The following is an 18,703-nucleotide window of genomic DNA, read 5'->3' on the forward strand; positions in this document are numbered from 1 at the left end:
ATAGACGCCTCACTTTCCCCGCTTGACTCCCTGATAGTCATTCGACGCCGGCAAAGCCGATTTGCTAGAGTGCGCCGCTGTCTTATCCAGAAAACACCCTTGCGATGCTGCCCCGCGCCGAACAGAAACAACAGACCCGCAACGCCCTGATGGACGCTGCCCGCCACTTGATGGAATGCGGCCGAGGATTCGGCAGCCTGAGCCTGCGCGAAGTCGCCAGAACCGCGGGGATCGTGCCCACCGGTTTCTACCGGCATTTCGCCGATATGGATGAACTGGGCCTGGTGCTGGTGAGTGAAGTCGGTCAGACCTTCCGCGAAACCATTCGCCTGGTGCGCCACAACGAGTTCGTCATGGGCGGCATCATTGACGCCTCGGTGCGGATCTTTCTCGATGTGGTCACGGCCAATCGCTCGCAGTTCCTGTTTCTCGCTCGCGAGCAATACGGCGGCTCGCTGCCGGTGCGGTTGGCCATCGGTCGATTGCGCGAAGACATCAGCTCGGACCTGGCGGCCGACTTGTCCTTGATGCCGAAGCTGCAACACCTGGACATCGCCGGCCTGAGCGTCATGGCTGATCTGATTGTCAAAAGCGTGTTCGCGACCTTGCCGGACATCATTGATCCGCCTGCCGAGGCGCTGCCCGAGCATCTGACGCCACAGGCGAAAATTACCCAGCAGTTGCGTTTTATCTTTATTGGCCTCAAACACTGGCAAGGCCTCGGCAGTACCGAGTAAATACACCCCCCTGTGGGAGCGAGCCTGCTCGCGATAGCGTCGCAACAGTCAACACTTGATGTGACTGATACTCCGCCATCGCGAGCAGGCTCGCTCCCACATTGGTGCGCGAAAACCCCACACGCACCAACATGATCCAAAATTCTGAAACATCCACTGAGCTCCGACAGGCATTTCCTACGCATCACCCGATTGGCAAGCCCCTTGCTCTAGCCTAAGCATTGTCCATTGCTGGAAGCCTTCCGATGCTGGTGATTCATCGCAGAATCGACTCTCAACCCGTCTGGGCCGCCGAGTTGCACCTGACCTTCGAAGCCCGGAGCAAAAGCCGGTTGCGCTGTTTCAGTGCCGAGGGTGAAGACGTCGGGCTGTTTTTGGAGCGCGGTCAGCCACCGCTGCATGACGGCGAGTTCCTGCAAGCCGAAGACGGGCGCATCGTGCGGGTTTGCGCCCGGGCCGAACAACTGCTGCACGTCACCTGCGCCAATGCTTTCGAACTGACTCGCGCCGCCTATCACCTCGGCAACCGCCACGTTGCCCTGCAAGTCGGTGACGGCTGGTTGCGCCTGCTCGACGACTACGTGCTCAAGGCCATGCTCGAACAGCTTGATGCCAAGGTCGAAAACATTGAAGCGCCGTTCCAGCCGGAACACGGCGCCTATGGCGGCGGCCATCACCATTCGCGCCACGGCGACGAAGACTTCAACTACCCGCCGAAGCTGCACCAGTTCGGCGTTCGGTTATGAACCCAGCCTGGGCGCTGTTGCGCCTGGCCAGTCCGCAGTTGCCGATTGGCGGTTACAGCTATTCCCAAGGTCTGGAAATGGCGGTGGATAACGGCCGGGTGAATGATCCTGACAGCGCCCGTCGCTGGATCAGTGATCAGTTACTGCTGAACCTGGCGCGTTTCGAAGCGCCGCTGCTGCTCGCCCATTGCGTGGCCGCCGTTGATGAAAACTGGGGCGAACTGCTGCAACGCTGCGAAGAGCATCGCGCCAGTCGGGAAACCCGCGAGTTGCATCAGGAGAGCCGGCAGATGGGCTATTCCCTTCAACAACTGCTCAACGGTTTGCCTGAGCTTGATGCTCCGGCCCGCACCTTTCTTGAACAACGTCCCGAGCCGCACTTGGCCCTCGGCTGGGCACTGGCCGCTCGCGCCTGGAATATCAGCCCGCAAGACGCGCTGGCAGCGTGGCTCTGGAGTTGGCTGGAAAACCAACTGGCCGTGCTGATGAAAACCCTGCCACTGGGCCAGCAAGCCGCGCAACGCCTGACCAGCCAATTGCTGCCGCTGCTGCAAGAGGCTCAGCAGAACGCCACCCGAATCAACCCCGAACACTATGGCAGCGCCGCTTTTGGCCTGTCCCTGGCGTGCATGGCCCATGAGCGCCAGTACAGCCGTCTATTCCGTTCCTAGGGCCTGTTATTTTGGCCCTGTTATTTTGGAGAAGCACATGAACACACAACCTCTGCGCGTCGGCATCGGCGGCCCGGTCGGTTCCGGCAAAACCGCTTTGACTTTGGCCCTGTGCCTGGCGCTGCGCGACCGCTACAACCTGGCGGTGGTCACCAACGACATCTACACCCGTGAAGACGCCGACTTTCTGGTGCGCAACGAAGCACTGGCGCCGGAGCGGATCATCGGCGTGGAAACCGGCGGCTGCCCGCACACGGCGATCCGCGAAGACGCCTCGATCAACCTCGAAGCCGTGGACCAACTGAACCGCCGCTTTCCAGGGCTGGACCTGATCCTTGTGGAGTCCGGTGGCGACAACCTGTCTGCCACCTTCAGCCCGGAACTGTCCGACCTGACCATTTACGTGATTGACGTCTCGGCTGGCGACAAACTGCCGCGCAAGGGTGGGCCGGGAATCTGCAAATCGGATCTGCTGGTGATCAACAAAATCGACCTCGCGCCCTTGGTGGGTGCGTCGCTGGAACTGATGGACAGCGATACCAAGCGCATGCGCAACGGCAAACCGTTTGTTTTCAGCAACCAGAAAACCGGCCTCGGCCTGGAAGAAATCATCGCCTTCATCGAACGCCAGGGCCTGCTGACAGCGGCGTGAACACGATCAACTTTTATCAACAAGGAAGCTATCCATGACACTTAAACGCATTTTGGGCGCAATGGCCCTGCTGCTGACCCCGGCCATAGCCTTCGCCCACCCGGGGCATGGCGACAACGGTTTGATCGCCGGTGTCAGCCACCCGGTCGGTGGCCTCGATCACTTGTTGGCGATGGTTGCGGTCGGTTTGTGGGCGGCACAACAGAAAGGCGCCGCGCGTTGGGCGCTGCCGTGCACATTCGTCGGCATCATGCTGATCGGCGGGTTGCTGGGGTTTGAAGGGCTGAACCTGCCGGCGCTGGAGAGCGGGATTGCGGCGTCGGTGCTGGCGCTGGGTCTGGCGGTGGCGTTGGCCGTGCGTCCGCCGTTGAGCCTCGCCGTTGCGGCAACCGCTTTGTTTGCGCTGTTCCATGGGGTGGCGCACGGACTGGAGTTGCCGCAGATGTCGAGCCCTTGGGCGTATGCGGCGGGTTTTGTAGCGGCGACGGCAGCGTTGCATGGATTGGGTTACGCCGTAGTGCGGGTGTTGCCGCAAGCGGCGGCGCCGTTGGTTCGATTAGCGGGTGCTGCCTCGGCGGCGACTGGGGCCTGGTTACTGGCGGGCTGATTTCTTTTCCGCTTGTGATGGCCTCATCGCGAGCAAGCTCGGCTCCCACAATGGAATGCGTACTCCTGTGGGAGCCGAGCTTGCTCGCGATAGCGGTCTGACACCGCCTCTCTCTAACCGGCCTCTCCCACAACGGAATGCGTACTCCTGTGGGAGCCGAGCTTGCTCGCGATAGCGGTCTGACAGACACCGCCTCTCTCTAACCGGCCTCTCCCACAACGGAATGCGTACTCCTGTGGGAGCCGAGCTTGCTCGCGATAGCGGTCTGACAGACACCGCCTCTCTCTGGCCGGCCTCTCTGCTAACATGTCGCGCAATCAACCCAGCCGTGACGACGCCAGCCAATGCCGCCTGTTTCCCGCTCCGCCTCCCAGCCTGAATTGACCTCTCTATTTGCCTCGGTGCAACAGCACTTTTTGGACGTGATCGTGCCGCTCTGGCAAGGTCCCGGCTGGAATGCCGACGTGGCGCTGCCCTATGAGGCGCTGGACGCCGAGCACCAACCGCTGCCGCCCCAACGCTACCGGGCCATGGCCTGCGCGCGACAGCTTTACCTGTTTTCCAGCCTGATCGGCCAGGTACCGGCCGCCGAAGAGCGCGCCGCAGCTCTGTTCCGCTCCCTGCAGCAGCATTTCCACGATGCCGAGCATGGTGGCTGGTTCTACAGCGTCGACCCGCAGGGTGCACCGCTGGATCAGCGAAAAGACCTCTACACCCACGCTTTCATCCTGTTCGCCTGCGCCCATTACTGGGACAAGGTCCGCGAGCCGCGGGTGGAATCGGTGCTCAACGCCGCACTGGAAGTGGTCGCGCAGCGCTTTGCCACGAACGACGGCCTGTACGAAGCCTGCCTCGACCGTGACTGGTCTTCGCTTGAGTCGGGGCCGCTGCAAAATCCCCTGATGCACTTGGCCGAAGCCTTCCTCGCCACGCTGTCGGTGCGCGAAGACGTCGCCGTGCAAAACGCGCTCGTCGAGTTATGCACAGCCATGCAGAAGCGCTTTATCGACCCGCAACACAGTGTGTTGATGGAAAAACCGCTGGGCGCTGTGGATAACTGGTTTGAACCGGGGCATCAGTTCGAGTGGTATTTCCTGCTGGAGTCGTCTTCGTTGCTGCGCGGTTCGACACTGCATGCTTCTCTGGAACGCGCCTTTGCATTCACCGAACAACTGGGTGTCGATCAACAGACCGGCGCCGTACGGGCGATGCTCGACCTGGAACCGGACAGCCCACCTCGGGACGCTACACAGCGAATCTGGGCTCAAGCTGAATACCTGCGTGCCCTGACCTTGCGGCCAGACAGCGAGGCCGCAGTGCTACGTCAGTTGCAGGCACTGCAACAGCATTCCCTGCATAAGGGTGGCTGGTATGAGTGCCGTGATGAGAACGGTGATGTGACACGTCGGGACATGCCGTCGACCACGCCTTATCACTTGGCAACCTGCTATCGCGGACTAGCCGAATATCTTCGCTGACTGAGAAATCGCCTTCGCGGGCAAGCCTCGCTCCTACAGAATCACCGTGGACATGTAGGAGCGAGGCTTGCCCGCGATGGCCGTTACGCGGTCTTACGCCTTGCCACCATTACGCTCAATCGCAAACCCACTCCACGTCTGGCTCACCGGCATCAGCTCCAGGCTGTTGATGTTGATGTGCGCCGGGGCATTGAGCACCCAGAAAATGGTGTCGGCGATGTCTTGCGGCTGGATCGGCTCGGCACCGGCGTAGGTCGCGTTGTAACGCTCCTGGTCACCGGCGAAACGCACCAGTGAGAACTCGCTTTCGCAAAGGCCCGGCTCGATATTGCTGACCCGCACCCCCGTACCTTGCAGGTCGCAGCGCAGGTTCAGGGAGAACTGTTTGACGAATGCCTTGCTCGCGCCATACACATGGCTGCCCGGGTACGGGTAGTTGCCGGCGATGGAACCAAGGTTGACGATGCCGGCACCACGACCGTGAGCGATCAGGCGGGGCAACAACAGACGAGTGCTGTACATCAGGCCTTTGATGTTGGTGTCGACCATGGTGTCCCAATCGTCGAGGTCGCACTTGGGCGCCGGGTCAACGCCCAGGGCCAGGCCGGCGTTGTTGATCAGCCCACGCAGTTTGGCGAAGGACGGCGGCAGGTTGGCAATCGCCTCCTCCATGGCCTTGCGATCACGCACGTCGAGTACCAGGCCATGAACCTCGGTCTGCTTCGACAACTCGGCGCACAGCGCATTGAGGCGCTCTTCACGACGGCCGGTCAGCACCAGTTTCCAGCCGGCTTCGGCAAAACGACGGGCGCAGGCTTCACCAAAACCGGAGGTCGCGCCGGTAATAAACAGGGTGTTGGACATCGTGTTCTCCTTGCTTCGGCTGATCGACAGCCACTGGAATAGAAAATCAGCAGCCAGCATGCCCGGCCTTGCCCACAGCGGCAACTACCGCAGAAGCTGTACAAAAAACGATCAAACGTTGCCAGGCCTTACCTACCGTGGCTTTCAGCCATGTGCGCGCACCTTATCCACAGGCCGGTCCACAGTTTCCGGGGGCAAGTGGAAAAGCTGTAAGCCGCTGTGCACAAGGCTTTGCGGGCAAATTGGAAATTTTTTTGCTTGACCCTGGAACGCCGGCTGTGCAGCCCATGGCATTTTGCACGATTGACCGGTCATACCGACGATGGCGCCAAGCCAGTAACTACGGCCTTCAGCCGAGTCTTTCCAGAGTTTAACCACAGACTTATCCACAGGCAGCTCCACCCTGTTTCGGCCCGTTTTCGTCTCCAACAAAAAGGTTGACAACGCCCGCTCGCGGTCTCGTAAAAACGCCTGATCAAAAAACAACCACAACTCTGCAAGCCACGGTTTCAAAGGCTTTCAGCCAGCTACTCCCACGTTATTCACAGCCAGCTCCACAGCAAACGGGGACAAGTCAAAACCGTGACAAAACAACTATTTGCAGCGGCTTTATGTCGCGCTTTGAGAGCTTGTGAATATTGTTTTCCACAATTTCCGGAAAGCACACAAAGACACCTGTGGAAGATACCTGTGGGAGTGAGCCTGCTCGCGATAGCGGTAGGTCAGTCAACGTTGAAGTGACTGATCCACCGCTATCGCGAGCAGGCTCGCTCCCACATTAATTTGTGATGCTTTTGGGATGTAAAAAAGCCCCGGCGATTGCGCGCCGAGGCTTGGTGTTACAACAGCGAACTCAGTGGCCGCCGAGATAGGCGTTACGCACTTCCTCGTTAACCAGCAGCTCCTTGCCGGTGCCCGTGAGGCGGATCTCGCCGTTGACCATCACGTACGCCCGGTCCGACAGTTTGAGGGCGTGGTTGGCGTTCTGCTCCACCAGGAAGATGGTCATGCCGGTTTTGGCCAGCTCCCGCAGGGTCGCGAAGATCTGTTTCACCACAATTGGCGCCAGACCCAGGCTCGGCTCGTCAAGCAACAACAGCTTCGGCCGGCTCATCAGCGCTCGTGCGATGGCGAGCATTTGCTGCTCGCCGCCGGACATGGTCATCGCCCTCTGGGTGCGCCGCTCTTCGAGTCGCGGGAACAACTCGAACATGCGTTGCATGTCTTCCTTGGCGTACTTGTCACCGATCGGAATGGTGCCCATCAGCAGGTTTTCCTCGACGGTCATGTCAGGGAACACCCGCCGCCCTTCCGGCGATTGAGCGATGCCGTTGGACGCGATGTAGTGGGACGACTTGTGGGTGATATCCACACCCTGATAGATGATCTGCCCGTCCGCCGCCCGCGGCTGACCGAAAATCGACATCAGCAGGGTCGACTTGCCGGCACCGTTGGAGCCGATCAGGCTGACGGTTTCCCCCTCATTGATGTGCAGCGAGACATTCTTCAGAGCCTGGATCGGCCCGTAAAACACATCCAGATCCTTCAGCTCGAGGATGGGTTGGCTCATAGCACCACTTCCTCTTCATCGGCGCCCAGGTAGGCCGCAATTACTTTCGGATCGTGTCGGATGTCGTCGGGGCCACCCTCGGCGATGACGATGCCGTGGTCCAGCACCACGATGTGGTCGGAAATGCTCATTACCATGCCCATGTCGTGTTCGATCAGCACCACGGTCAGATCGTGCTCGTCGCGCAGCAGCCGGATCATCGCGCTCAGCGCTTCGGTTTCCTGAGGATTGAGGCCGGCGGCCGGTTCGTCGAGACAGATGATCTGCGGCCGGGTGCACATGGCCCGGGCGATTTCCAGACGGCGTTGCTGACCATACGACAGCTCACCGGCCAGACGGTTGGCGCAGTCCACCAGGTCCACCACTTCCAGCCAGTAGAACGCGTGGTCCAGCGCATCGCTTTCGGCTTTGCGATAACCCTTGGTGTTGAGGATCCCGGCCAGCATGCTGCGGTTGACCCACATGTGTTGGGCCACCAGCAGGTTTTCCAGTACCGACATTTCCTTGAACAGGCGAATGTTCTGGAAGGTCCGCGCCAGGCCGGCACGGTTCACCAGATGAGTGCCGCCGAACATCTTGTAGTGGAGCCGGCTGATGAAGTTTTTCGGCGATACAAAATCAGTCGCCTTGAACGGTTCACCCAGCATTTTGATGACATCGGTCCGCTCGCCACGCACGTTGAGTTCGATCTTGCCGCCCGAGGCCTTGTAGAACCCGGTCAGGCAGTTGAACACGGTGGTCTTGCCGGCGCCGTTGGGGCCGATCAGGGCGAAGATCGAGTTGCGCTTGACCTTCAGGCTGACATCGTTCAACGCCTTGATGCCGCCGAAGTGCATCATCAGTTTCTCGACCGAGAGTACGACTTCGCTCATGGCGCTACTCCTTTACGCGGGGTCACACCGGTACGGCTGATCCGAATCAGGCCGCGCGGTCGCCAGATCATCATCAACACCATCAGGATGCCGAACAGCAGCACGCGATATTCCGCGAAACCCCGCAGCAGTTCCGGGGCGACGGTCAGCACGAAGGCCGCAATCACCACGCCGATGGTCGAGCCCATCCCGCCGAGTACCACGATCGCGAGGATCAATGCCGATTCGAAGAAGGTGAATGAGGTCGGGTTGACGAAACCTTGATAGGTGGCGAAGAACACACCCGCCAGACCGGCCGTCGATGCACCGATAGTGAACGCCGAAAGCTTGACCAGTACGTGGTTCAGGCCCATGGAGCGGCAAGCGATTTCGTCTTCACGCAAGGCTTCCCAGGCGCGACCGACCGGCATGCGAGTCAAGCGGTGCTTGATGTGCAACACGGCCAATACCACCAGGAACAACACCGCGTAGATAAAGTAATACTTCACGTCCGGGTTGTAGGCGATGCCAAAGAACTCATGGAACGGCACCCCACCCTCTTTCGCCCTCTTGCCGAACTCGATGCCGAAGAAGGTTGGCAATGGAGCAGCCATGCCATTCGGGCCTCCGGTCAGAGACAACCAGTTATTGAGGATCAACCGGATGATTTCACCGAAGCCCAGGGTCACGATCGCCAGATAGTCACCGTGCAGGCGCAGCACCGGAAAACCGAGGATGCAACCGGCAAGGCCAGCGGTGATCGCCGCCAGCGGCAGCACCGTCCAGAAGCCCAGACCGAGGTATTGGTAACCGAGCGCCAGGCCGTAGGCACCGATGGCGTAGAACGCCACGTAACCCAGGTCGAGCAGACCGGCCAGGCCGACCACGATGTTCAGCCCCAGGCCCAGCAACACGTAGATCAGCCCGAGGATGACCACGCCCAGCAGGTAGGAGTTGGAGAAAAACGGGAACACCACAGCGACGACGATCACCACCGGGATGATCCAGCGCAACCGGGATTTGTAATCAGGCGGCAGTACATGAACGCCGGAGCCGGTGCTTTCAAAGCCTTCGAGAATTCTCAGGCCCTTGGGGGTTTGCAGGAACAGGCTCAAGGCAAAGCGGCCGGCCATGACGATGGCGACAATCCACGCCACCCGGGTCGTTTCCAGGTTGAAGCCGTAGCCGTCGAGGACGATGCCGACAATCGGGCCGAACACAATCAGGGCTACAAGGCCGGCAAGAATCGCGTCAACCAGGCTTCTTTTGAGATCAATGGTTTTTTTAGTGGTTGAAGACATCGCTTACACCTTCGACACAAGAGGACGGCCGAGCAGGCCTTGAGGCCGAAAGACCAGAACAAGAACGAGCAGCGAGAAGCTGAAAACGTCTTTGTAGTCCGAGTTCACCAGACCTGAGAACAGTGATTCGGAGATCCCCAGAATAATCCCGCCAAGCATGGCGCCAGGCAGCGAACCGATCCCGCCGAGTACCGCGGCAGTGAACGCCTTGATGCCGATGACGAAGCCTGCGTAGAAGTCGAACGTGCCGTAGTTCATGGTGATCAGCACGCCGGCCAGGGCCGCCATCGCTGCACCGATGATGAACACATAGGAAATCACCCGGTCGGTGTTGATCCCCAAGATCGAAGCCATCTTGCGGTCTTGCTGGGTGGCGCGGCACATGCGGCCGAGCTTGGTGTACTTGATGACGTAGGTCAGCAGGCCCATCCCGACAAATGCGGCGATCAGAATGAATATCTTGGTGTAGGTGAGCTGTACGAAGCCGCTCCCGACTTCAACTCGCCATGCACCGGTAAGCAGTGTAGGTACGCCTTGTTGACGGGCGCCCTGGGCGATCTGTGCATAGTTTTGCAGGATCAGGGAAATACCGATGGCGCTGATCAGCGGTGCCAGTCGTGTGGAGTTACGCAACGGTTTGTAGGCGACGCGCTCGATGACCCAGCCATACACCGCCGTGACGATAATGGTGAAGACCAGTGTGCCGAGCATCAGCAGAGGGAAGGATTCAATACCGAAGTAAGCCAGCAGAGCCAGACTGATCGCCGCGAGGTAAGCGGAAATCATGTAAACCTCGCCGTGGGCGAAGTTGATCATGCCGATGATGCCATAGACCATTGTGTAGCCGATGGCGATCAGGCCATAGACCGACCCGAGGGTCAGGCCGTTGACCAGTTGCTGCAGGAAAATACCATCCATAACGCAATCTCACGCATTTGAGAGACTGCACAGAAGCCGGGTACGACGGACCGGGGTTCAGCCGCCGGCGCAACACGGTTGTGTGCAGCTCTACGAGAAAAGACAGACGAGCGATGACTGATTTCAGTCTGCTGAAGGTGAACACCCTGTGGCGAGGGGATTCATCCCCGTTCGGCTGCGAAGCAGCCGCAAGTCCGGTGACCACGGACGTGATCGTTGGCCTCGGGGCAGCTACGCTGCCCAACGGGGATAAATCCCCTCACCACAGGAGATCAGCAGTTCATATCACTTCTGTTTTTCCAGTTGGTGGTATTTGCCGTCCTTGTCCCACTGGTAAACCACGTAGTCGGAGACTTTCAGGTCGCCCTTGGCGTCCCAGGTCTTCTCGCCCATTACGGTTTGGACCTTGTTGGCTTTCAGCCATTTGGCAGCGTCGTCGCCCTTGTTGGACTTGGCGCCATTGAACGCAGCCGCCAGGGTCTGGACCGAAGCGTAGGCGTACAGGGTGTAGCCTTCAGGCTCGGTGCCTTTTTTGCGGAACTCGTCCACTACCGTCTTGCTGTCTGGCAGCAGGCGCGGGTCGGCGCCGAAGGTCATGTACACGCCGTCAACGTTCTGCGGGCCACCGGCTGTGGTCACCAGCTCGTCGGTCACGATGCCGTCATCGGACATGAACTTGACGTCTTTGAGGCCTTGTTCACGCAGTTGGCGAACCAGTGGACCGGCTTCCGGGTGCAAGCCGCCGAAGTAGACCACGTCGGCACCGGCCGCACGGATCTTGGTCACCACGGCGCTGAAATCTTTCTCGCCGCGGGTCAGGCCTTCGTACAACACTGGCGTTACGCCGCGCTTGACCAGTTGTGCCTTGGTGGCGTCCGCCAGACCTTGGCCGTAGGTGTCTTTGTCGTGCAGGACCACGACTTTCTTGCCTTTGAGCACGTCGACGATGTAGTCGCCGGCAACAATGCCTTGCTGGTCGTCACGACCGCACATACGGAACATGGCTGCCAGGCCGCGTTCGGTAACTTGTGGGTTGGTGGAGCCTGGAGTGATCGCGATGATGCCCGCTTCGTCGTAGATCTCCGAAGCCGGGATGGTCGAGGAGGAGCAGAAGTGACCGACTACGCCAGCGACTTTCTGGTTGGTCAGGTCCTTGGCGACCGTCACAGCCTGTTTCGGTTCGCAGGCGTCATCGCCTTTGACCAGTACGATTTTTTCCCCGTTTATGCCGCCCGCTGCGTTGACCGCATCGGCCGCAGCCTGTGCACCCTTCATGTACTGCTCGCCAAATGCCGCGTTGGCGCCTGTCATCGGTCCCGCCACACCGATTTTCACATCAGCCTGTGCAAACGCAGAAACACCCAACGCAGTTGCCACTGCGAGGGCCAAAAAGCCTTTTTTGTAAAACGTCTGGGACATGAGGTGGTGCTCCAAGGGTTTTTTTTAGTTGGCACTGCGACTTCCTGAATGCTCAGAGCAAGGGCCGTGCCATCGGTTTTTTATTCTGAAAAAAGTCGCTGCTTTATTGTTATTTCGACTGTTTCGATCCCATTTTCATTGGGCGTGCAACCGTCTAAACCGCGGAAGGTGAAACCATTTACTTTTAAAGGCGCAACCCGAGCGCGCCATCATTGCAACCGCGGCGCCAAACGACGTGCAACCAGCCTGTAACAACGTGCGTCACCGAAGTGCACACTGCTGGTGCGGAACTGCTACAACCCGCACCTTTTACAGGCTAGCCGCTGCGCGAAAAAGCGCCGCTTTCAGCAACAAATTTCAACAATCAAATAACGATCCGCAAGCACTGGCCTGCGTGATACAGCGAGAATCCAGCCTCATACAGACAGCTGCGCAATCCCACACCCGCCAATGGCTGCATGGGCGCAAAGGGAATCGGCAGCGCTTGAGGATTACCGTTACACAGATAATCGGCAAAGGCTTTGCCGACCACCGTGCCAGTCGTGACGCCCCGGCCGTTGTAACCGGTGACCGCCACTAAACCGGGCGCCGGCTCGAACAAACGCATCAAATGATCGGGGGTGAAGGCAATGCAACCGGTCCAGGTGCACTCCCATTCCACCGGTTTTAGGTAAGGAAAATAGTGCTGCTGCACCCGGTCGGCCCAGGCTTTAAGGAACCAGGTCGGTTTCTGATTGCCATTACCGAGACTGCCGAGCAGCAGACGGCCGTCCTTATCGCGACGAACACTGCTGAGGACCTGGCGGGTATCCCAGGAACCCTGGCCACCCGGGAGAATTTGCTGCGCAGCCTCTTCGGTCAGCGGGACCGAGGCCACTTGATAGTAATAACCGGGGAAGAAGTTACGCCGCAATTCCGTCCAGTCACCTTCGGTGTAGGCGTTAGAGGCAATCACAACTTGCTCGGCAAGCACCGAACCCTGAGCGGTTTGTACCGACCAGCGCTGGCCCTGACGTTCGAGCCGGGTCACCGGGGAATGATCGAACAACTGACCGCCGAGACCGATGGCCGCTTTGGCCAGCCCCGTCGTGTAAGCCATTGGGTTGATCGTGCCGGCACGTCGATCGAGCAGCGCAGCGGCGATCTTTTTGGTGCCCGTTGCTTGTTCGCAGGCTTGACCGGTCAGCAGTTCCACCGGCGCGCCGCGACGTTTCCATTGTTCTTCACGACTGCGCAAGTCCGCTTCGCCACGGGCGTTGTGCGCCATGTGCAGCGTGCCTTCACGGCGTAACTGGCAGTCGATGTTGTACTTATCCACAAGGCTGAACACCAGGGACGGTGCCGCACCGAGCATGCGATTGAGCTGACTGCCGACCGCCTCGCCAAAACCGGCTTCGATCTCGTCCGGTGGAATCCACATCCCGGCATTGACCAGCCCGACGTTGCGCCCCGACCCGCCATGACCGGCGCGATGGGCTTCCAGCACACAGACGCTTTTGCCTTTTTCCAGCAGATGCACCGCCGCAGACAGACCGGTAAAACCGGCGCCGATGACGCAAACATCCACCGTCACCTCGCCCTTGAGCGCCGCGTTGTCAGGCCTTTGCGGCGTCAGTTTTTCCCACAGACACTCTTCGCGTAACGGCATTGCCAGACTCCAACAGAAACCTAACTAACACACCATTCAATGTGGGAGCGAGCCTGCTCGCGATAGCGTCGGCACATCCAGTATCTATGTGACTGATAAACCGCTATCGCGAGCAGGCTCGCTCCCACAGGGGATCACTGCTTGGCTCAGCCTCAGTCGAAGGTAATACCCTGAGCCAACGGCAACTCCAGCGAATAGTTCACGGTGTTGGTCTGACGGCGCATGTAGCCGCGCCATGCATCGGAACCGGACTCACGACCGCCGCCCGTTTCTTTCTCACCGCCAAACGCCCCGCCGATTTCCGCGCCGCTCGGGCCGATGTTGACGTTGGCGATGCCGCAGTCGCTGCCCACCGCCGACATGAACTGCTCGGCTTCACGCACGTCAGTGGTGAAGATGCACGACGACAGGCCTTGTGGCACGGCGTTGTTCAGGCGCAGCGCTTCGTCGAAGTCCTTGTAACCGACCACGTACAGAATCGGTGCGAAGGTTTCGTGGCAAACCACATCGCTCTGCTCCGGCATTTCAACGATGGCCGGCGAGACGTAATAAGCGTTAGGGAATTTGTCTTCCAGTTGGCGCTTGCCGCCGAACACCCGGCCGCCTTCGCTCAAGGCCTGCTCAAGCGCATCCTGCATGTTTTCGAAGCTGTGTTTGTCGATCAGCGGACCGATCAGATTGCCTTCCAGAGGGTTGCCGATACGCACTTTGGAGTACGCGGCTTTCAGGCGGGTGACGATTTCTTCTTTCACCGATTCATGGGCAATCAGGCGACGCAACGTGGTGCAACGCTGACCGGCAGTGCCGACGGCGCTGAACAGGATGGCTCGTACGGCCATGTCCAGGTCGGCGCTTGGGCCGAGGATCATGGCGTTGTTACCGCCCAGTTCCAGAATGCTGCGAGCGAAACGTGCAGCGATTTTCGGCGCCACTTCACGGCCCATGCGGGTGCTGCCGGTGGCGCTGATCAGCGCGACACGCGGGTCATCGACCAGGGCTTCGCCGGCATCGCGACCGCCGATAATCACCTGACTCAGGTGCGGAGGTGCATCGCTGAAGTTCTTCAGTACACGGTCGAACAGTGCCTGACAGGCCAGTGCGGTCAGTGGCGTTTTCTCCGACGGTTTCCAGATCACCGGGTTGCCGCAGACCAGCGCCAGCGCGGTGTTCCAGGCCCAGACGGCAACCGGGAAGTTGAATGCGCTGATGACGCCAACGACGCCCAGCGGGTGCCAGGTTTCGCGCATGTGGTGGCCCGGACGCTCGGAGGCGATGGTCAAACCGTACAGCTGGCGGGACAGGCCGACGGCGAAATCGCAGATGTCGATCATTTCCTGAACTTCACCCAGGCCTTCCTGAGTGATCTTGCCGGCTTCCCAGGACACCAGCTCGCCAAGGTCGGCCTTGTATTCACGCAGGATATCGCCCAGTTGGCGGACCAGTTCACCACGGCGCGGGGCCGGGACCTTGCGCCACAATTCGAACGCATGATCTGCACGACTGATGTGCTGCTCGACTTCAGCGGCGCCTTCCCAGTTCACGGCGGCGATCTGGCTGCCATCGATCGGCGAATGCACCGGCACTTTGCCGTTCTGGTACAGGGCCGGGTTCACACCAAGACGATCAAGCAATGCGGCAACCATGGGTCACTCCTCAAGCAAAAAACAGAAAACGTGCAGCCGGATTGATTCGGCTGGTGAGGCCTGTAGTTTTAGCGCTCCCGACGTTACCCAACAAACGACCTTTAAGAGAGATATCATTCCGTTTATTCATGCTGCGAATTGCTGGTAAGAAAGAAACAAGAAAAAGGACAACCAATGCTGAATAAACGCTACTTGCCGTCGATCACCGCGCTGCAGTGTTTTGAGGCCGTCACCCGGCATTTGAGCTTCACCCGGGCGGCTGAAGAGCTGAACCTGACCCAGAGCGCTGTGAGCAAACAGGTCGCGCAACTCGAAGAATTGCTGCAACACCTGTTGTTCCGCCGGGTGCGCCGACGCCTGCAAATGACCCCGGCCGGCGACTTGTACCTGGTGGAGGTCAGAAAAATCCTCACGCAGGTTGAGATGTCGACCCACTACCTGCGCTCTTACGGCGGTGAAACCGAAGTCCTGCGCGTCTCGACGCCTCCGACCTTCGGCGCGCGCTGGCTAGTGCCACGCTTGAAAGGCTGGCGCCTGCGCCATCCCTCGATCCATCTGGACCTGTGCAGCGAACAGGAAGCCGACGATCTGTTGCAAGGTCGCAGCGACCTGGCGTTTTATTTCGGCCAGGGCTCACGACCCGGCACTGAATGCCTGAAGCTGTTCGGCGAAGAGCTGGTGCCGGTCTGCGCACCGGGCAGCCTGCCGGACACGCCGTTCACCGATCCTACACAACTCACCGACCTGGTCCTGCTGCAAAACGCCTCCCGGCCCCAGGCCTGGCACGACTGGTTCGACAGTCAGGGCTACCACACCGAACACAGCTACCACGGCCCGCGTTTCGAAACCTTTTACATGTGCATCCGCGCAGCCCAGGTCGGCTGCGGTGTGGCGCTGTTGCCGCGGTTTCTGGTGGAAGAGGAATTGGCCGACGGCAAACTGGTCATACCCTGGCAGCACGCGATGCCCAGCACCGATGCCTATTACCTGGCGTATCCGGAGCACTCGGCGGAAGTGCCGAAGGTGCGCGATTTTGTGAAGTGGATGTTGGAGCAGATTGATAGCTCTGCGGCACCTTGAGGATGTTATCGCGGGCAAGCCTTGCTCCTACAGGTTTTGTGTCACTCACAGGCTGGTGGCCGACCACAAATCTGTAGGAGCACGGCTTGCCTGCGATGAAGCCATCAGCTACGGCAAAAAACCTCCAGATGACTTCATCCACAAAAAACACTGGCAATACCTGCCGTTGATATGCGCCACTAGCCCCATTCATTGAAACAGCTGCAACGTCGCTGCCACGGGCCGCGGCCAGCCTGGAGAACCCCGTTATGAGCGAGAGCGTGTTTGGCGATCGCATCGTGCAGAACCTGCTCGACACCGACTTCTACAAACTGACGATGATGCAGGCGGTGCTGCACAACTACCCGAACGTGGAAGTCGAATGGGAGTTTCGTTGCCGTAACAGTGAAGATTTGCGCCCATACCTGGCGGAAATCCGTTTCCAGATCGAGCGTCTTGCCGAATTGAGCCTGAGCGCCGACCAGTTGAGTTTCATGGAGCGCATCAGCTTCATGAAGCCGGATTTCCTGCGCTTTCTCGGGTTGTTCCGCTTCAATCTGCGCTACGTCCACACCGGTATCGAAAACGGCGAGCTGTTCATCCGCCTGCGCGGGCCATGGCTGCACGTGATCCTGTTCGAAGTGCCGTTGCTGTCCATCGTCAGCGAAGTGCGCAACCGCTATCGCTACCGTGAAGTCGTCCTGGAACAGGCGCGTGAGCAGCTCTACCGCAAGTTCGACTGGCTCACCGCCAACGCCAGCGCGGAGGAATTGTCCGAATTGCAGGTCGCCGATTTCGGCACTCGTCGTCGCTTCTCGTACCGCGTGCAGGAAGAAGTGGTTAACGTGCTCAAGCACGATTTCCCCGGTCGGTTTGTCGGCACCAGCAACGTGCACCTTTCACGGGAGCTGGACATGAAACCGTTGGGCACCATGGCCCACGAATGGATCATGGCCCACCAGCAACTCGGCCCCCGGCTGATCGACAGTCAGATTGCCGCCCTCGATTGCTGGGTCCGCGAGTACCGTGGCCTTTTGGGGATTGCCCTCACCGACTGCATCACCACCGATGCCTTTCTCAACGATTTCGACCTGTATTTCGCCAAGCTGTTTGACGGTCTGCGCCATGATTCCGGGGATCCGGTGCTCTGGGCGGAAAAGGCTATCGCGCACTATCACAAGCTGGGCATCGACCCGATGAGCAAGACGCTGGTGTTCTCCGACAGCCTGACGCTGCCCAAGTCCCTGGAGATTTTTCGGGCGCTGCGCGGTCGGATCAATGTCAGCTTTGGTATCGGCACCAACCTGACGTGCGATATTCCGGGTGTCGAACCGATGAGCATCGTGCTTAAAATGGCCGCCTGCAACGGTCAGCCCGTGGCAAAGATTTCCGATGAGCCTGGCAAGACTCACTGCAAAGACCCGAATTTCGTTGCCTATTTGCGACACGTTTTCAAAGTACCTGCTGCCATTTCCAGCACATCAAGCAAGGAGTGAATTCATGCAAGCCGAACAGCGTGAGATTGCTGAACAGCTCAAGGTCCAGCCGCCGTTCGCCGACCAGGCCGCCCTCGAGGCTGAAGTCACCCGGCGGATTACCTTCATCCAGGATTGCCTGGTCAATTCCGGGCTCAAGACCCTGGTGCTCGGCATCAGCGGTGGCGTCGACTCTCTGACCGCCGGCCTGCTGGCCCAGCGTGCCATGCGCGAACTGCGCACACGCACCGGCGACAACAGCTACAAGTTCATCGCCGTGCGCCTGCCGTACGAAACCCAGTTCGATGAACACGACGCCCAGGCCTCGGTGGACTTCATCGCCCCGGACGAGCGCCACACCGTGAACATCGGCCCGGCGGTCAAATCCCTGGCCAGTGAAGTCGCAGCGTTTGAAGGCAAGCACGCGGTCTCGGTGGATTTTGTGCTCGGCAACACCAAGGCGCGGATGCGCATGGTCGCCCAATACACCATCGCCGGCGCAGCCCACGGCCTGGTGATCGGTACCGACCACGCGGCGGAAGCGGTGATGGGTTTCTTCACCAAGTTCGGTGATGGCGCCTGCGATCTGGCACCGCTGAGCGGCCTGGTGAAAAACCAGGTCCGGGACATCGCCCGCAGCTTCGGCGCGCCGGAATCACTGGTGGAAAAAGTCCCGACGGCGGACCTTGAAGACCTATCGCCCGGCAAACCGGATGAAGCGTCCCACGGCGTGACCTATGCCGAGATCGACGCGTTTTTGCACGGCGAGCCAGTGCGTGAGGAAGCGTTCAAGATCATTTGTGACACGTATAAAAAGACTCATCACAAGCGAGTGATGCCATTTGCGCCTTGATTTCACCCCCATAGGAGCCTGTAGGAGCCTGTAGGAGCCTGTAGGAGCCTGTAGGAGCCTGTAGGAGCTGTCGAGTGAAACGAGGCTGCGATCTTTTGACTTTGATTTTTAAGATCAAGATCAAAAGATCGCAGCCTCGTTTCACTCGACAGCTCCTACAGGGATTGGCGTTGACGGGATTTGCGTTGGCCAATAAATAAACAAAAAAAAA

General features: G+C 59.4%; 18 protein-coding genes. 9 read left to right on the forward strand and 9 right to left on the reverse strand.

Features of this window, described 5'->3' with window-relative positions; all coding sequences use genetic code 11:
* The first annotated feature begins 104 nt into the window (after positions 1–104).
* From PMI27_RS28890 to PMI27_RS28865, 6 genes are all read left to right on the forward strand, one after another.
* Positions 105–737: a TetR family transcriptional regulator gene (locus PMI27_RS28890; RefSeq protein ID WP_008157374.1), complete on the forward strand. Its 633-nt coding sequence runs from the start codon at positions 105–107 to the stop codon at positions 735–737.
* Positions 738–982: 245 nt separating this feature from the next.
* Positions 983–1,483 (forward strand): urease accessory protein UreE, encoded by a 501-nt coding sequence (gene ureE / locus PMI27_RS28885; protein WP_008157377.1) that lies wholly within the window; start codon positions 983–985, stop codon positions 1,481–1,483.
* On the forward strand, positions 1,480–2,154 hold the full coding sequence (locus PMI27_RS28880; protein ID WP_008157379.1) for an urease accessory protein UreF: 675 nt from the start codon (positions 1,480–1,482) through the stop codon (positions 2,152–2,154). The genes ureE and PMI27_RS28880 overlap by 4 nt, the downstream gene beginning before the upstream one ends.
* A gap of 37 nt (positions 2,155–2,191) precedes the next feature.
* The gene (gene ureG / locus PMI27_RS28875; protein ID WP_008157381.1) at positions 2,192–2,806 is read left to right on the forward strand and encodes an urease accessory protein UreG; all 615 of its coding nucleotides are present in this window, start codon (positions 2,192–2,194) and stop codon (positions 2,804–2,806) included.
* 34 nt (positions 2,807–2,840) lie between these two features.
* Positions 2,841–3,413: a HupE/UreJ family protein gene (locus tag PMI27_RS28870; RefSeq protein ID WP_008157383.1), complete on the forward strand. Its 573-nt coding sequence runs from the start codon at positions 2,841–2,843 to the stop codon at positions 3,411–3,413.
* Between the two features lie 344 nt (positions 3,414–3,757).
* Positions 3,758–4,891, forward strand: coding sequence for an AGE family epimerase/isomerase (locus PMI27_RS28865; RefSeq protein ID WP_008153381.1), 1,134 nt, complete (start codon positions 3,758–3,760; stop codon positions 4,889–4,891).
* 93 nt (positions 4,892–4,984) lie between these two features.
* Here the strand turns inward: PMI27_RS28865 and PMI27_RS28860 are convergent, their stop codons facing one another.
* From PMI27_RS28860 to amaB, 9 genes are all read right to left on the reverse strand, one after another.
* Positions 4,985–5,755 (reverse strand): SDR family oxidoreductase, encoded by a 771-nt coding sequence (locus PMI27_RS28860; RefSeq protein ID WP_008153379.1) that lies wholly within the window; start codon positions 5,753–5,755, stop codon positions 4,985–4,987.
* 144 nt (positions 5,756–5,899) lie between these two features.
* Positions 5,900–6,268: a hypothetical protein gene (locus PMI27_RS31945; RefSeq protein WP_238545873.1), complete on the reverse strand. Its 369-nt coding sequence runs from the start codon at positions 6,266–6,268 to the stop codon at positions 5,900–5,902.
* A gap of 340 nt (positions 6,269–6,608) precedes the next feature.
* Positions 6,609–7,325 carry an ABC transporter ATP-binding protein gene (locus tag PMI27_RS28855; protein ID WP_008153378.1) on the reverse strand — a complete coding sequence of 239 codons (717 nt, stop codon included), beginning with the start codon at positions 7,323–7,325 and terminating at the stop codon, positions 6,609–6,611.
* A complete protein-coding gene (locus PMI27_RS28850; protein ID WP_008153377.1) occupies positions 7,322–8,197 on the reverse strand; it encodes an ABC transporter ATP-binding protein in 876 nt (291 codons plus the stop codon). Before PMI27_RS28850 ends, PMI27_RS28855 begins: the two co-directional genes overlap by 4 nt.
* The gene (livM, locus tag PMI27_RS28845) at positions 8,194–9,477 is read right to left on the reverse strand and encodes a high-affinity branched-chain amino acid ABC transporter permease LivM (protein ID WP_008153376.1); all 1,284 of its coding nucleotides are present in this window, start codon (positions 9,475–9,477) and stop codon (positions 8,194–8,196) included. The genes PMI27_RS28850 and livM overlap by 4 nt, the downstream gene beginning before the upstream one ends.
* A 3-nt stretch (positions 9,478–9,480) precedes the next feature.
* Complete coding sequence (locus tag PMI27_RS28840; protein WP_008153375.1) at positions 9,481–10,395, reverse strand: ABC transporter permease subunit; 915 nt, start codon at positions 10,393–10,395, stop codon at positions 9,481–9,483.
* A 285-nt stretch (positions 10,396–10,680) separates the two neighbouring features.
* Positions 10,681–11,814 (reverse strand): branched-chain amino acid ABC transporter substrate-binding protein, encoded by a 1,134-nt coding sequence (locus PMI27_RS28835; RefSeq protein WP_008153373.1) that lies wholly within the window; start codon positions 11,812–11,814, stop codon positions 10,681–10,683.
* Positions 11,815–12,178: 364 nt separating this feature from the next.
* The gene (gene amaA, locus PMI27_RS28830; RefSeq protein WP_008153371.1) at positions 12,179–13,462 is read right to left on the reverse strand and encodes an L-pipecolate oxidase; all 1,284 of its coding nucleotides are present in this window, start codon (positions 13,460–13,462) and stop codon (positions 12,179–12,181) included.
* A gap of 152 nt (positions 13,463–13,614) precedes the next feature.
* Entirely contained in the window at positions 13,615–15,105 is a 1,491-nt protein-coding gene (gene amaB / locus PMI27_RS28825) for an L-piperidine-6-carboxylate dehydrogenase (RefSeq protein ID WP_008153370.1), read from the reverse strand.
* A 174-nt stretch (positions 15,106–15,279) separates the two neighbouring features.
* Here amaB and PMI27_RS28820 point away from each other — a divergent pair, with 174 nt between their 5' ends.
* From PMI27_RS28820 to nadE, 3 genes are all read left to right on the forward strand, one after another.
* The gene (locus PMI27_RS28820) at positions 15,280–16,185 is read left to right on the forward strand and encodes a LysR family transcriptional regulator (protein ID WP_008153369.1); all 906 of its coding nucleotides are present in this window, start codon (positions 15,280–15,282) and stop codon (positions 16,183–16,185) included.
* A 248-nt stretch (positions 16,186–16,433) separates the two neighbouring features.
* Positions 16,434–17,660 carry a nicotinate phosphoribosyltransferase gene (gene pncB, locus PMI27_RS28815; RefSeq protein ID WP_008153368.1) on the forward strand — a complete coding sequence of 409 codons (1,227 nt, stop codon included), beginning with the start codon at positions 16,434–16,436 and terminating at the stop codon, positions 17,658–17,660.
* A gap of 4 nt (positions 17,661–17,664) precedes the next feature.
* Entirely contained in the window at positions 17,665–18,492 is an 828-nt protein-coding gene (nadE, locus tag PMI27_RS28810; protein ID WP_008153367.1) for an ammonia-dependent NAD(+) synthetase, read from the forward strand.
* The last annotated feature ends 211 nt before the right edge of the window (positions 18,493–18,703 follow it).

The sequence above is a fragment of the Pseudomonas sp. GM41(2012) genome, assembly GCF_000282315.2.
Taxonomy (GTDB): domain Bacteria; phylum Pseudomonadota; class Gammaproteobacteria; order Pseudomonadales; family Pseudomonadaceae; genus Aquipseudomonas.